8 protein-coding genes and 2 tRNA genes are annotated in these 14,177 nt (G+C 69.5%); 7 read left to right on the plus strand and 3 right to left on the minus strand.

The annotated features are described in order from the left end of the window. Positions 1 to 51 precede the first annotated feature (51 nt). Positions 52 to 1,143, plus strand: coding sequence for a PDZ domain-containing protein (locus tag ABZ208_RS16220; protein ID WP_356910125.1), 1,092 nt, complete (start codon positions 52 to 54; stop codon positions 1,141 to 1,143). A 92-nt stretch (positions 1,144 to 1,235) separates the two neighbouring features. On the opposite strand, the gene ABZ208_RS16225 is transcribed toward ABZ208_RS16220, so the two are convergent. After that, positions 1,236 to 1,793: a PPA1309 family protein gene (locus tag ABZ208_RS16225; protein WP_356910126.1), complete on the minus strand. Its 558-nt coding sequence runs from the start codon at positions 1,791 to 1,793 to the stop codon at positions 1,236 to 1,238. 136 nt (positions 1,794 to 1,929) lie between these two features. Between ABZ208_RS16225 and ABZ208_RS16230 the strand changes: the two genes are divergently transcribed. The 4 genes from ABZ208_RS16230 to ABZ208_RS16245 all read left to right on the plus strand — a co-directional run bounded on the left by ABZ208_RS16230 (position 1,930) and on the right by ABZ208_RS16245 (position 7,732). Further along, positions 1,930 to 4,824 (plus strand): UPF0182 family protein, encoded by a 2,895-nt coding sequence (locus ABZ208_RS16230; protein WP_356910185.1) that lies wholly within the window; start codon positions 1,930 to 1,932, stop codon positions 4,822 to 4,824. A gap of 42 nt (positions 4,825 to 4,866) precedes the next feature. Beyond that, positions 4,867 to 4,940: transfer RNA gene (locus tag ABZ208_RS16235), tRNA-Met, on the plus strand. A 249-nt stretch (positions 4,941 to 5,189) separates the two neighbouring features. Then, positions 5,190 to 7,589, plus strand: coding sequence for a sel1 repeat family protein (locus tag ABZ208_RS16240; protein WP_356910127.1), 2,400 nt, complete (start codon positions 5,190 to 5,192; stop codon positions 7,587 to 7,589). A 69-nt stretch (positions 7,590 to 7,658) separates the two neighbouring features. After that, positions 7,659 to 7,732 (plus strand) — tRNA-Met (locus ABZ208_RS16245). 162 nt (positions 7,733 to 7,894) lie between these two features. Here the strand turns inward: ABZ208_RS16245 and ABZ208_RS16250 are convergent. After that, a complete protein-coding gene (locus ABZ208_RS16250) occupies positions 7,895 to 8,311 on the minus strand; it encodes a Fur family transcriptional regulator (RefSeq protein ID WP_356910128.1) in 417 nt (138 codons plus the stop codon). A 126-nt stretch (positions 8,312 to 8,437) separates the two neighbouring features. Here ABZ208_RS16250 and ABZ208_RS16255 point away from each other — a divergent pair, with 126 nt between their 5' ends. Then, a complete protein-coding gene (locus ABZ208_RS16255) occupies positions 8,438 to 9,907 on the plus strand; it encodes a catalase (protein WP_356910129.1) in 1,470 nt (489 codons plus the stop codon). A 76-nt stretch (positions 9,908 to 9,983) separates the two neighbouring features. On the opposite strand, the gene ABZ208_RS16260 is transcribed toward ABZ208_RS16255, so the two are convergent. After that, the gene (locus ABZ208_RS16260) at positions 9,984 to 10,385 is read right to left on the minus strand and encodes a CBS domain-containing protein (protein WP_356910130.1); all 402 of its coding nucleotides are present in this window, start codon (positions 10,383 to 10,385) and stop codon (positions 9,984 to 9,986) included. Between the two features lie 600 nt (positions 10,386 to 10,985). On the opposite strand from ABZ208_RS16260, the gene ABZ208_RS16265 reads away from it, so the two are divergent. Further along, positions 10,986 to 13,652 carry a tetratricopeptide repeat protein gene (locus tag ABZ208_RS16265; protein WP_356910186.1) on the plus strand — a complete coding sequence of 889 codons (2,667 nt, stop codon included), beginning with the start codon at positions 10,986 to 10,988 and terminating at the stop codon, positions 13,650 to 13,652. Positions 13,653 to 14,177: the final 525 nt, after the last annotated feature.

Genomic DNA, 14,177 nt, shown 5'->3' on the forward strand with positions numbered 1-14,177 from the left:
ACGGACCGGCCCCGACGGTGCGCTTACAGGCCCGTCCCGTACTGTCGTTCCATGCCACGCCGCACTGCGACGATGCTCGCCTCCACCCTCATCTTCATCGCGCTGCTCTGCGCAGGGGTTTTCTTCCCCGTGCCGTACTCGGAGATGTCGCCCGGGCCGACGGTGAACACCCTGGGAGCCGCGGGCGGTGAGCCGGTGCTCAAGATCTCCGGCCGTAAGACCTATCCCACCTCCGGGAACCTCAACATGACGACCGTCCGGGTCACCGGGGCGGACTACCGGATGAACCTGGTCGAAGCGGTCTACGGCTGGCTGGCACACGACAACGTGGTGGTCCCGCACGACACGCTCTACCCGAACGGCAAGACCGAAGAGCAGTCGACCCAGGAGAACGCCGAGGAATTCAGCCAGTCCCAGGAGAGCGCCAAGGTCGCGGCCCTGCGGCAGCTGAAGATCCCCGTGCAGTCGCGGGTCGTCGTCGCCTCCGTCGTCAAGGACACGCCTGCGGAGAACAAGCTGCACGCGGGCGATGTCATCCGCGCCGTGGACGGCACGGCCGTCAAGGCGCCGGAGGACGTCGCGAAGCTCGTCGTGAAGCACAAGCCCGGCGAGAACGTCGTCTTCACGGTCGTCCCCGCGGACGACGCGGCGGCAGCGGAGAAGGCGGGCAAGGAGCCCGAGGGCACGGAGAAGGTCACGATCACCACGGTGAAGGCGGACGGCGGGAAGAGCCGGGCGATCGTCGGTATCCAGGCCGGGACCGACCACACCTTCCCGTTCGGCATCGACATCAACCTGGCCGATGTCGGTGGCCCCAGCGCGGGTCTGATGTTCGCCCTCGGCATTGTCGACAAGCTCACCCCGGACCGGATGACGGGCGGCAAGTTCGTGGCCGGCACCGGCACGATCGACGAGAAGGGCAAGGTCGGTCCGATCGGCGGCATCCGCATGAAGCTGGTGGGCGCGCGCAACGCCGGCGCGGAGTATTTCCTGACGCCGAAGGACAACTGCGCGGCGGCCGCATCGGACGTGCCGGACGGCTTGAAGCTGGTGAAGGTCGACACCATCGGCGACGCCGCCACGTCCCTGGCGAAGATCCGCGCGGGCGACGTCTCCGGCCTGCCCGCCTGTTCCGCAAGCTGACAGCACAGCACAGCACAGCACAGCCGCAGCGTGGCACGGCACGAGGCGCCGCTCCCGGTATCGGTCCGGAAGCTGCGCCCCGCGCCGCTGAGCTACGCCTCGAACGTCGCCGTCAGAGCCTCCGCCAGGCCCGGAACCAGATCGGCCCCGGTGAGGACCTCGTTCGGGGAGTCTTTCTCCCGCAGCCGCAGCGCCGACTCACGCGCACCGTCCCGCAGCACGGCCACAGTCATCCGGACCTCCTGCCGGTCCGGATGACGGGCGACCCATTTGGCCAGCGCCGCCTCGTCGAGGCCGTCGGGAACCGAGCTCTCCGCGGACGGCGGCAGCATCAGCCGCTCGACCGTCAGCGCACAGCCGGCCACCGCGTCGGGCCAGGCGATCGTGCCGAGAAACTCGTCCAGCGCGGTGCCGGCCGGGATCTCGTCCTGCTCGACCGGGGTGAGCGGCGCGGCCGCGTCACCCCCGTCAAGACCGAGCTGGGCGGCGAGCCCCGGCTCCTGGGTGCGCAGTTTGGCGGTGTCGACGAGCGCGAAGAGCCGTGCGGGCTGGTCCCAGCCGAGCCCGGAGGCGTACTCGTCGATCTCGAGCACGGCGCGGGTGAGTGGGCTCGCGGCCATCGGGGGGCCGGAGGAAGAAACGTTGGACATGGGCAATATCCTGCCTCCTTCCGGGCCCGGGACGGGAACTAGGTAAAGCCTCAGCAAGTTGGATGAGTGGGCTCTACGATCGCGGGGCCCGATTCACACGACAGCGAAGTTCGAGGTGCGCACGTTGGCTTTCCAGATGCCGGACCGCGGCGGAGGCCCGACCGGGCCACGGATGAGAGTAGGCCGGCCTTCCCGGCGTGTCCGCACCCTGCTCATGACGCTGGGCGTCCTGGCCGCGCTGGCCATGGTGTTCGTCATGTTCTCCGGGTTCTGGACCGACTGGCTCTGGTACCGCTCCGTCAACTACTCCTCCGTCTTCACCACCACTCTGTGGACCAAGATCGGCCTCTTCGCCGTCTTCGGTCTGCTGATGGCCGCTGCGGTAGGGGTGAACATCTGGCTGGCCCACCGGCTGCGCCCGCCGCTCAGCGCGATGTCGCTGGAGCAGCAGAGCCTCGACCGCTATCGCATGGGCGTCGCCCCTTACAAGAAGTGGGTGCTTCTCGCGATCACGGCGCTGGTGGGGCTGATCGCCGGCGCCTCCGCCACCAGCCAGTGGCGGACCTGGCTGATGTGGGTCAACGGTGTGTCCTTCGGACAGAAGGACCCGCAGTTCCAGATGGACGTGTCGTTCTTCGCCTTCGACCTGCCCTGGTACCGGTTCCTGCTCGGCTTCGGCTTCGCGGCCGCCGTGCTGTCGCTGATCGCCGCCGCGCTGACCCACTATCTGTACGGCGGGCTGCGTATCACGAGCCCCGGCGCCCGTGCGACCGCCGCGGCCACCGGCCACCTGTCGGTGCTGCTGGGCGTCTTCGTCTCGCTCAAGGCCGTTGCCTACTGGCTCGACCGGTACGGGCTCGCGGTGAAGTCCAGTGACTTCAAGGCGACCAGCAACTGGACGGGTCTGCGGTACGTGGACGCGAACGCGTACCTGCCGGCGAAGACGATCCTCTTCTGCATCGCGATCATCTGCGCGGTGCTGTTCTTCGCGACGCTGTGGCGCCGCACCTGGCAGCTGCCGGTGATCGGCTTCGGCCTGATGGTGCTCTCGGCCATCCTGATCGGCGGCCTCTACCCGGCGATCGTGCAGAAGTTCCAGGTCCAGCCGAACGAGCAGGCCAAGGAAGCCGAGTACATCCGGAAGAACATCGAGGCGACCCGCAAGGCGTACGGCATCGACTCCGTCAGGCCCACCGACTACTCGGGCACGGGCGAGCTCAAGGCGAGCGAGCAGCAGCGCAAGGACGCAGCCTCGGCCGCCAGCTACCGGATAAACGACCCCAACATCGTCTCGCCCACCTTCCAGCAGCTGGAGCAGGAGCGGAAGTACTACCAGTTCCCGCAGACTCTCGACGTCGACCGCTACAAGGGCCAGGACACCGTCATCGGTCTGCGTGAGCTGAATCTCGCCGGGGTCGACAAGCGCAACTGGATCAACGACCACTTCACGTACACCCACGGCTTCGGCGCGGTCGCGGCCAAGGGCACCGGCACCGCAGCGGGCACCTCCGGCGCCCCCGACTTCACGGAGTCGGGACTGCCGTCCAAGGGCAGTCTCGGGGACTACGAACAGCGGATCTATTACGGCGAGAAGACCTCCCAGTACTCGATCGTCGGCGGGCCCCAGAAGGAGCTCGACTACGAGGAGGACGGCGGCGGTCAGGTCACCACGAGCTACAAGGGCAAGGGCGGCATCGACCTCTCCGGCCCCCTCAACCGCGCCGCGTACGCGGTCGCACTCAGCGAGCCGCAGATCCTGTACTCGGGTGCCATCGGCGAGGGTTCGAAGATCCTCTACAACCGCACGCCCAAGGAGCGCGTCGAGGCGGTCGCCCCGTGGCTGACCATCGACGGTGACGCGTACCCGGCCGTGGTGGGCAAGCGCATCCAGTGGGTCGTCGACGCCTACACGACGACGAACGGCTATCCGTACGCCTCGCGTACGACGCTGGGATCCACCACCGCCGACTCGCTGACCGACCGGCAGCGTGCCGTGGTCGCCCAGCAGAACCAGGTCAACTACATCCGTAACTCGGTGAAGGCCACGGTCGATGCCTACGACGGCACCGTCACCCTGTACGAGTGGGACGACAAGGACCCGGTCCTGAAGACCTGGAAGAAGGCGTTCCCGGGCACGGTCAAGGCCAAGAGCGAGATCCCGGCCGAACTGAAGTCCCATCTGCGCTACCCGCAGGACATGTTCAAGGTGCAGCGCGAGCTGCTCAGCCTGTACCACGTCACCGAGCCCGACCAGTTCTACAACGCGAGTGACGCCTGGCAGGTGCCGCACGACCCGACCCGGCAGACGGACAACCAGGCGGTTCCGCCGTACTACCTGTCGATGAAGCTGCCGGGCCAGAGCGCGCAGCAGTTCTCGCTGACGACGACGTTCACCCCCAGTGGACGGCCCAACCTCCGTGCCTTCATGGCGGTCGACGCCGATGCGAACAGCGCCGAGTACGGCAAGATCCAGCTGATGCGGGTGACCGACGACAAGGTGGACGGCCCCGAGCAGGTCCAGAACAGGCTCAACCAGTACCGGCCGGTGGCCAACTTCGTCCGTGACCTCAAGGGCGCCGACTCGACCATCAAGTACGGCAATCTGCTGACGGTTCCGCTGGACAAGGGATTCCTGTACGTCGAACCGATCTACGCCCAGGGCCGCGGCTCGGAGTACCCGCTGCTGAGCAAGGTGGCGGTCGTCTACGGCGAGAAGATCGGCTTCGGTGACAGCCTGAGCGACGCTCTCAGCCAGGTCTTCGGCGCGGAAGGCGCGGAACCGACGCCGCCGACCACGCCACCGGGCGACGGCACCACCAAGCCCCCGCCGGCGACGGGGGACGCTGCGCTCAAGGCAGCCATCGCGGACGCCCAGGAGGCGTACGACGCGGCCAAGGCGGCGCTGAACAAGCAGCCGGTGGACTGGGTCGCGTACGGCAAGGCACAGGCGGACCTGGAGGCGGCACTGCAGCGCGCGGCCGAAGCCCAGACGGCCGCGTCCGACTCCAAGCCACCGGCGGAAGGGGACTGAACAGGGGCCACCCCGCGTCGTGGTACGGTTGCATCACAACGACGCGGGGTGGAGCAGCTCGGTAGCTCGCTGGGCTCATAACCCAGAGGTCGCAGGTTCAAATCCTGTCCCCGCTACTCGAAGAAGAGGGCCCGGATCCATCAGGATCCGGGCCCTCTTCGTGCTGTCTTTCGTTGACCTTTTCGTACGGTCCGATGTCGTAGGGGTCACTTCCGTGTGGCTTGTGGGGTGAAGTGCGTGCCGGATGACGCGTGTTGAGAGCCGACGTGTTTGACTTGTCGTTCTGTGGGCATGTCGACAAAACGCTGAAGTGACCTCACTGGTCGCGGTATACCAGGTGTACGCGGGTTGCAGGTGGTGCGACGATGGAATCTATGGGGGACAGGGCAACACTGTTGGAAACAGGGCGGTTTGTGCGGCCGCATACGGAGGATGCGCCGGACGCGAGCAGTGCGGCCGGACGCATCGACAACGTTGACAGCGCGTTGGAAGGGGCCGGCGCGGCGGGCACCGATGCGGTGGAGACCGCCGGCGCCGAGGCGCGGCACCGGCGCGCAGCCGACCACGGCGACACGGCGTCGATGAGCGTGCTCGGTGCGCTGCTGCTGCGCCGCGGAGACCTTGACGGCGCCGAGCCCTATCTGCGCGGTGCCACCGCCGACGGAGACCGTGCCGCTGCGAACAACCTGGGTGTCCTCCTCCATCAGCGCGGATACGCCGACGAGGCGGCCGGATGGTGGCGCATCGCCGCCGTCGCCGGTTCCGCCGCCGCGGCGCACGCCCTGGGACGGCATTTCCGCGAGCGCGGCGACGAGCCCGGGGCCGAGTACTGGCTGCGCCAGTCGGCCGAGCAGGGCCATGCGCTGGGGGCGTACGCCCTCGCCGACCTTCTGGAGCACCGCAGCGACTCCGGCGCGGAGCGCTGGCTGCGTACCGCCGCCGAGCAGGGCCATCGCGAGGCCGAGTACCGTCTCGCCCGCACACTGGAACGCCGGGCGGCGGCCCAGGCCCGGAGCGGGGAGGGCGCAGATCGCCTGGACCTGAGCGGCCCCGCCGACCGCGCACGCCAGGCGGGCGGCGAGAGCGCCCACCGGCCCGGGCGGGCAGCGGACCGAACCGACGGCTCCAGCGGGCCGCCGGGCGCTGCACACCGGCCCCGTGGCGGCGCGGATGCCGTCGAGCCGGGCGCGGGTGGAACGGGCGCGGCCCGGCGCGTGGGCGCCGTGCGGCAGGACCGTTCTGTCGGCGCGGCCCGGCCAGGTGCCGCTGTGCCGCGTCAGGACGGCGGCGACCAGGCCCGTGCGGGCAGGGCGGCGCGATCGGGTGCGGGCGGGCGGGCGGACGCCGGGCGCGAGGCCCGCCGCGACGACACGGGCCCGGACGCTTCCGCGCGACGGGCCGGGCGGGACGGTACCGGCCCGGACGCTTCCGCCCCGCAGGCCCGTCGCGGTGCAGAGGCCGGCGGCGCGTCCGTTCACGGGGACGGTGCGGGCGAGCGTGACTCCGGTACGCCGCCGCAGGAGCAGGCCGGTGAGACCGCGGGCGCAGAGCTGTCCCTGCTCGACGAGGCCGAGCAGTGGTACCGGCAGGCCGCCGCCCGTGGCCACCGCCGTGCGGCCCTGTACCTCGGGGCCATCCTCGAGAAGCGCGGCGAACTGAAGGAGGCCGGGCGCTGGTATCTCACCGCCGCCAAGGACGGCGAGGCCCGGGCCGCCTGTGCGCTCGGTTTCCTGCTGCGCGACGCGGGTGACGAGGAGAGCGCCGCCGTGTGGTGGCTGCGCGCTGCCCAGGACGGTGACGGCAATGCCGCCAACGCGCTCGGCGCGCTGCACGCCGCACGCGGTGAGCAGCAGACCGCCGAGCGCTGGTACCGCGCCGCCATGGACGCGGGAGACGTGAACGGCGCCTACAACCTCGGGTTGCTGTGTGCCGCCCAGGACCGCACGGCTCAGGCCGAGCAGTGGTACCGCCGAGCGGCCTACGCCGGGCACCGCGAGGCTGCCAACGCGCTCGCCGTACTGCTCCTGCAGGCCGGGGACGCGACCGGGGCCGAGCCCTGGTTCTCCAAGGCCGCCGAGGCCGGCAGTGTCGACGCCGCCTTCAACCTGGGCATCCTCCACGTCGGCCGCGACGACGACCGCACCGCCCTGTCGTGGTACCGGCGGGCGGCGGCCGCCGGTCACACCGAGGCCGCGCTCCAGGTCGGCATCGCCCTGCTCAGGGACGGTGACGAGCAGGGTGCCGAGCGTCATCTGCGGTGTGCGGCGGGCGGCGGCAGCGCCGAGGCGGCGTTCCGCCTCGCCACTGTGCTCGACGCCCGTCAGCCGCCGCCCGGACCACCGGCGCTCGGCGAGTCGACGGTGGAGAAGAGCGAGTGCGAGGAGTGGTACGAGCGCGCCGCCGAGCAGGGCCACCGCCGTGCCCAGGTGCGCGTCGGGATGCTCGCCGCCGCCCGCGGTGACATGACGGAGGCCGCCCGCTGGTACCGGGAGGCCGCCGAGGCCGGCAGCCGTAACGGCGCCTTCAATCTCGGACTGCTGCTCGCCCGCGAGGGCAGTGAGCGCGAGGCCGCCCTGTGGTGGGCCCGCGCCGCCCGTGCCGGTCACGGCAGGGCAGCGCTGCGCCTCGCGCTGCTCGCGGCGCGCAGGGGGGAGCTGGCCGAGGGGCAGGGCTGGTGCACCAAGGCGGTCGAGCTGGGGCCCGCGGAGGTGGCGGAGCGGGCCGCCAGGCTGCGCGAGGCGCTGCGCCAGGAGCTGACCGCATAGCTTGTTGTACAGCTCACGCAAGAGTGATTTGCGCTGGTCGGCGGCGTCCCGTAATGTTGAGTTCACCGACGCGGGGTGGAGCAGCTCGGTAGCTCGCTGGGCTCATAACCCAGAGGTCGCAGGTTCAAATCCTGTCCCCGCTACTCACGGACCAAGGCCCGGATCCTCAAGGATCCGGGCCTTCGTCGTGCGTGCCCGGCTCCGGCCCCGGCAGTCGGGCACAGGTGAGGGCAAGGGTGCGGGGGGGCTCCCGGGACGTCAAAGCCCCCGACGCGGGGGCGTCAGGGGCTTCGCAGGCTGTGCGGTTACGCGCTCGCGCAGTTCGGGCAGGTGCCGCGGTAGGTCACCTCGACGTCCGAGATCGTGAAGCCGAAGCGCTCCGCGTCCGGGAGGTCGGCCAGCGGGTTGCCGGCCGGGTGCACGTCACGGATCGTGCCGCACCGGGCGCAGACAAGGTGCTGGTGGGGCCGGTGCGCGTTCGGGTCGTACCGCTTGGCGCGGCGGTCCGTCGACACCTCGAGCACCTCGCCGAGACTGACCAGTTCGCCCAGCGTGTTGTACACGGTCGCCCGGGAGATTTCGGGGAGTCGCTTGACAGCCCGGGCATGCACCTCGTCGGCCGTCAGATGGACATGGTCGCCGTCGAGGACCTCGGCCACGACACGCCGCTGGGCAGTCATGCGCCAGCCGCGTCCGCGGAGTCGTTCGAGAAGGTCACTCATAAGAACCAGCCTAACAGTGGTGGGAATCAGGTCCCGACCCGATGTGACTTTGGATGTCCAATTGACTTGGACAAAGTCCATTGTAGGATCCAGTACGAAGAAGGCCGAGGGGCAGGACACGCAGGAATGACGCAGGAGGCGCACGTGACGCAGGGACCGCTCACCACGGAGGCCGGAGCGCCGGTCGCCGACAACCAGAACAGCGAGGTCGCGGGCGTCGGCGGACCGGTGCTGGTCCAGGACCAGTTGCTGCTCGAGAAGCTTGCGCACTTCAACCGTGAGCGCATTCCGGAGCGGGTCGTCCATGCCCGCGGCGCCGGTGCGTACGGCACCTTCACCCTGACTCGCGACGTCTCGCAGTGGACGCGTGCCAGGTTCCTCTCCGAGGTCGGCAAGCAGACCGAGACCTTCCTGCGGTTCTCGACCGTGGCCGGAAACCTGGGCGCCGCCGACGCGGTCCGTGACCCGCGCGGCTGGGCGCTGAAGTTCTACACCGAAGAGGGCAACTACGACCTCGTCGGCAACAACACCCCGGTGTTCTTCATCAAGGACGCCATCAAGTTCCCGGACTTCATCCACACGCAGAAGCGCGACCCGTACACGGGCAGCCAGGAAGCCGACAACGTGTGGGACTTCTGGGGCCTGAGCCCAGAGAGCACCCACCAGGTGACGTGGCTGTTCGGCGACCGCGGCATCCCCGCCTCGTACCGCCACATGAACGGCTACGGCTCGCACACCTACCAGTGGAACAACGCGGCCGGTGAAGTCTTCTGGGTCAAGTACCACTTCAAGACCGACCAGGGCATCAAGAACCTGACCTCGCAGGAGGCCGCGAGGCTCGCCGGTGAGGACCCCGACTCCCACCAGCGGGACCTGCGCGAGTCCATCGAGCGCGGTGACTTCCCGACCTGGACCGTGCAGGTGCAGATCATGCCCGCGGCCGAGGCGGCGAACTACCGCTTCAACCCGTTCGACCTGACCAAGGTCTGGCCGCACGAGGACTACCCGCCGATCGAGATCGGCAGGCTGGAGCTCAACCGCAACCCGGAGAACATCTTCGCGGAGGTCGAACAGTCCGTCTTCAGCCCCGCGCACTTCGTGCCGGGCATCGGCCCGTCCCCGGACAAGATGCTCCAGGGCCGTCTGTTCGCGTACGGCGACGCGCACCGCTACCGCGTCGGGATCAACGCCGACCACCTTCCGGTGAACCGCCCGCACGCCACCGAGGCGCGCACCAACTCCCGTGACGGCTTCCTGTACGACGGCCGCCACAAGGGCGCGAAGAACTACGAGCCGAACAGCTTCGGCGGCCCGCACCAGACGGACCGTCCGCTGTGGCAGCCGATCCCGGTCTCCGGCGTCACCGGCGGCCACGCGGCCCCGGCGCACGCCGAGGACAACGACTTCGTCCAGGCCGGCGACCTCTACCGTCTGATGTCCGAGGACGAGAAGAGCCGTCTGACCGAGAACCTCGCCGGCTTCATCGCCAAGGTGTCGCGCGACGACATCGCCGAGCGTGCGATCGACAACTTCCGGCAGGCGGACGGCGACTTCGGCAAGCGGCTCGACGCCGCGGTCCAGGCCCTGCGCGGCTGACGGTCACCTGACGCACAGCAGAGGGCCGGATCCCTGACGGTGGTGTGCAGGGGGCCGGCCCTCGTGCGTTCCCGTTTCAGCCGGCCAGTGTGGCGGGCCGGCGCCGGGCCGGAGCCCAGCAGCCGATGATGTCGCGTACGGAGACGACGCCGACCGGGCCGCCGTTCTCCAGCACGATCAGATGACGGAAGCCGCCGTGCGCCATGGCCTCGGCCGCCTCCTCCAGGGTCCAGGACGGCGCGGCGAAGACGACGTCGGTGGTCGTGTGGGTGCCGGCGGTCTCGTGGTCGGGGTCCTGCCCCAAGCCCACCGAATTGAGGATGTCGCGCTCGGTCAGAATGCCGAGTCCGTTGGCGTCGGTGTCGAGGACGACCGCTGCGCCGATACGGCGCGCGGCCATCAGGCGGGCAGCCTGGCGGAGTGTGTGTGCGGGTCCGATGGTGAGGACCACCGTGCTCATGGCGTCACGGACGAGCATGGACGGAGCCACCTCCTTGGTGGATCGGGTCGTTCGCGAACCGATTCACAAGTTCACAAGTGGGGGGACTCTCAGAGTCGCAGTCATGCGGGATGCCAGCAAGAGGGCGCGCGTGACCCGATGGGGCCGCGTGCGGAAGGCGCTGGTGAGCGGGCGTGCGCTGTCGCCGGTCCCAGTACTTCTGGTATTGAGCCGCCCTCCGGCGAGGTGCGGCGCTGGTTCGCATCCCGCCGGAGAGCTGCGCGGTTGCGGTGGCCCCTGGTCGTCTCTGGTCGTCCTAGGGCCTCCTCGGACGGCCCACAGACGGCCCAACCGTGAGGGCCTGCATGGTCGTCTGTGCTGGCAGAGCGCTCTCTCCCGCCGCAATCAATCTCGGATGCGGCGCCCGCGCCTGCAGGACGGGATGGCCACGCCAGACCGCTCGGGTTACCCACGTCTGCTGTCGCTGTCAGACGGTAAGAGCTGCGGGCCTGGGCAGGGATCCGGGCTCCCGTACTGCACGTCCGAATCACCTCCATCAGACATGCTGCTGTCGCAGGCCGAGACGGCGCACTGAAAGGCCGGAGCATCGTCAGTGCCAGCCGTTACCGTGGGTGTGTGATGGTGCCACGGCGGGTGTTCTTCAGTCATACTTCCGAGTTGAGCCGGTTTCCGGAGGGGCGGTCGTTCGTGGCGGCGGCGGAGTCGGCCGTGAAACGCGCCGGGGATGCGCCGGTGGACATGGCGTACTTCACTGCCCGGGACAGCAAGCCCGCCACCTACTGCCGTGAGCAGGTGCGTCGGTGCCAGGTCTATGTGGGCATCATCGGCTTCCGCTACGGCTCACCGGTACGCGACGAGCCAGAAGTGTCCTACACCGAGCTGGAGTTCGCCGAGGCAACCGATGCGGGCCTGGAACGACTGGTGTTCCTGCTGGACGACAAGGCAACGGGGTTACCGCTGCCACGTTCGGCGCTGTTCGACACCGCATACGGGGATCGTCAGGATGCCTTCCGGTGTCGACTGCGGGAGAGCGGGCTGACGGTGCAGAAGGTGGGCAACCCTGACGAGCTGGAGCTCCTTCTGCTCCAAGCGCTGCAGACCAGTGCTCTCGATCGGGAAGCCGATGCCCCAGCGGCGGGGACCACTTATGGTGACCTACCGGGTTTGCCGGTGGTGGTGGGCCGTGAGGGTGAGGTGGCGCGGGTGGTGGAGGGGCTGGCTGCCCTCCCGCCGGTGTCGGTGCCTGTGCTGGGGGCGCCGGGGATCGGCAAGAGCACTGTGTGCGTGGCCGCCCTGCATGATGCCCAGGTTATCGCCCGGTTCGGACACCGGCGGTGGTTCGTGCGCTGCGACGGCGCGGAGGACGCCGACTCACTCCTTGCGGCGGTCGCCGCGGAGCTGGACGTCACTGTGGACGGGTCCGGTTCGCTGACAGCGGCGGTGTGCGCTGCGCTCGACGGTTCCCCGGCGGTGCTGGCGCTGGACAACCTGGAGACGCCGTGGACGGCGGACCCGCTGGGAACCGAGGAGCTGCTGTGTCGGCTGGCCGCACGGCCGGGCACCGCCTTGGTCGCCACTATCCGTGGCACCGCCCGCCCCGGGCGCCTGGCGTGGGGGGAGTCGGTGGCCGTGGCGCCGCTGCCGCTGTCCCAGGCCCGCCAGGTGTTCCTCAACATCGCCGGGGCCGCGTTCGCCACCGACTCCGACCTGGACGATCTGCTCGGCGCGCTGGACGGGGTTGCACTGGCGGTGGAGTTGCTGGCCCACGCTGCCCAGGGCCAGCCCGACCTGGCGGACTTGGCCCGCCGCTGGCAGCACGAGCGCACCGCCCTGCTGCAACGCCACGGCGGCGGCCGCCGCGAGCTGAGCGTCCCGGTCTCGGTCGAACTCTCGCTCGCTGGCCCGCCGATGACCCCCGAGGCGCTGCGGCTGCTCACCGTCCTCGGCCGACTACCCGACGGTATCGCGCACCTGGACCTGGATGCCCTGCTGCCAGATGCCGGGCCGCGGGCGGCTGCGGTGCTGCGGCAGACCGGGCTGGCGTATGACCAGACCGGCCGGCTGCGCACCCTGGCCCCTATCCGCGAGCACATCGCCACCACCCGCTCTCCCCACGACGCCGACCGGGACCGCACTCTCGCCTTTTACTGCCGTCTCGCCAGCCGGGAGGGGGAGAAGGTCGGCACGAGCACTGGGGCGCGCGCGGTGGAGCAGCTGCTGCCCGAGACCGGCAACATCCTGCGCATGCTCGAGACCGCCGTCGAACGCGGGCAGACCGATACCCTCACCCGCGCTGTCCTCGGGCTGCTGGAGTACATGAGGTTCACCGGCGCCCTCACCCCCGCCCTCCTCCATCCCACCACTACCGCCATCGACACCCACGGCACGCCCCTGCAGCGGGCAAGCCTGCACCGCAGGCTCGGCGAGCTTGCCCGCTCCCGCGACGACAACGACGCCGCCGAGCGGCATTACCGCCACGCCCTCGACCTCTACGAGCAGAGCGGGCGCCTCCTCGGCCAGGCCAATGCCACCCTCGGCCTGGGCGACCTCGCGCGCGCTCGCTCCGATTACGACGCCGCCGAGCGGCATTACCGCCACGCCTTCGACCTCTACGAGCAGACCGGGAGCCTCCTCGGGCAGGCCAACACCACCCTCGGCCTGGGTCACCTCGCGCGCGCTCGCTCCGATTACGACGCCGCCGAGCGGCATTACCGCCACGCCTTCGACCTCTACGAGCAGACCGGCAGCTCGCAGGTGATCATCGGCTTCAGCCGTACCGAGGCGAATACCACCCTCGGCCAGGCCAATGCCACCCTCGGCCTGGGCGACCTCGCCTGTGCTCGTGACGATTACGACGCCGCCGAGCGGCATTACCGCCACGCCCTCGACCTCTACGAGCAGACCGGCAGCCTCCTCGGGCAGGCCAACACCACACTCGGCCTGGGTCACCTCGCGCGCGCTCGTGACGATTACGACGCCGCCGAGCGGCATTACCGCCACGCCCTCGACCTCTACGAGCAGATCGGCAGCCTCCTCGGGCAGGCCAACACCACCAACGGCCTGGGTCACCTCGCCCGCGCCCGCTCTGACTACGACACCGCCGAGCAGCACAATAGTCAGGACGAACGGGTCATGGCTGATTTGAGTTCGATGAGCCCAAAAGACCGCGCACGGTATTTGCTGCAGCTGAGGCTGAACGAAGAGGACGAGATGGGCGTACTCCTGACACAGCTTCAGGCGCTACGCCATCAGACGGCTATGTCGATTATCGACAACATTCGTTGACCAGCGCCTCTTGGTTCAAAAGCTTCCCGGGCGTTACATGTTGCCAGAGGTCTGCTGTGCGGCTTTCGCCGGTGTCCTGCCTGGTTTGGGGTCGTGCCTGCTCAGGGAGCCGTCCGTTCCCCGCCCCCGGCCTGGTTCTTTCGCCCCCTTCTGGGCGCGGGCGGGAGACGACGTGCGGCCCTGGTGGCGTGCGGTTGCCCTCGACGTCGGTCGTTGCTGGTCGGCGTCGGCCAGCCGCAGACGGCCCACGGGCGACACCTTGCTCCCCACACCGGTGGAGCCACGAACTACTGTCAAAGCCGCCACCGCGACTACCTGCCAATTGCGGACTGATCTTCTGACGGCTGAGTGTCCCCCGGCACAGGTGGGGACACTCGGCTGTCACCCGCTCGCTGCGTACGTGACCTCGACGTCTTGATCCGCAGGATCGGGCAGCCCACCATGGGCAGTGCCGACGGCCTCCAACTTCGATCGCTCACGTTGGTGATTGCACGTCTGTGTGCAGTCGTTGCCGTCACGGTTGGT

The organism is Streptomyces sp. NPDC006208 (assembly GCF_040613775.1).
GTDB lineage: Bacteria > Actinomycetota > Actinomycetes > Streptomycetales > Streptomycetaceae > Streptomyces.

What these genes read in the sequence shown, in the direction of transcription:
- ABZ208_RS16265 (WP_356910186.1), top strand. Translation starts at nt 10,986, where the DNA reads ATGGTGCCACGGCGGGTGTTCTTCAGTCATACTTCCGAGTTGAGCCGG.
- ABZ208_RS16240 (WP_356910127.1), top strand. Translation starts at nt 5,190, where the DNA reads ATGGAATCTATGGGGGACAGGGCAACACTGTTGGAAACAGGGCGGTTT.
- ABZ208_RS16250 (WP_356910128.1), bottom strand. Translation starts at nt 8,311, where the DNA reads ATGAGTGACCTTCTCGAACGACTCCGCGGACGCGGCTGGCGCATGACT.
- ABZ208_RS16260 (WP_356910130.1), bottom strand. Translation starts at nt 10,385, where the DNA reads ATGCTCGTCCGTGACGCCATGAGCACGGTGGTCCTCACCATCGGACCC.
- ABZ208_RS16230 (WP_356910185.1), top strand. Translation starts at nt 1,930, where the DNA reads ATGCCGGACCGCGGCGGAGGCCCGACCGGGCCACGGATGAGAGTAGGC.
- ABZ208_RS16220 (WP_356910125.1), top strand. Translation starts at nt 52, where the DNA reads ATGCCACGCCGCACTGCGACGATGCTCGCCTCCACCCTCATCTTCATC.
- ABZ208_RS16225 (WP_356910126.1), bottom strand. Translation starts at nt 1,793, where the DNA reads ATGTCCAACGTTTCTTCCTCCGGCCCCCCGATGGCCGCGAGCCCACTC.
- ABZ208_RS16255 (WP_356910129.1), top strand. Translation starts at nt 8,438, where the DNA reads ATGACGCAGGAGGCGCACGTGACGCAGGGACCGCTCACCACGGAGGCC.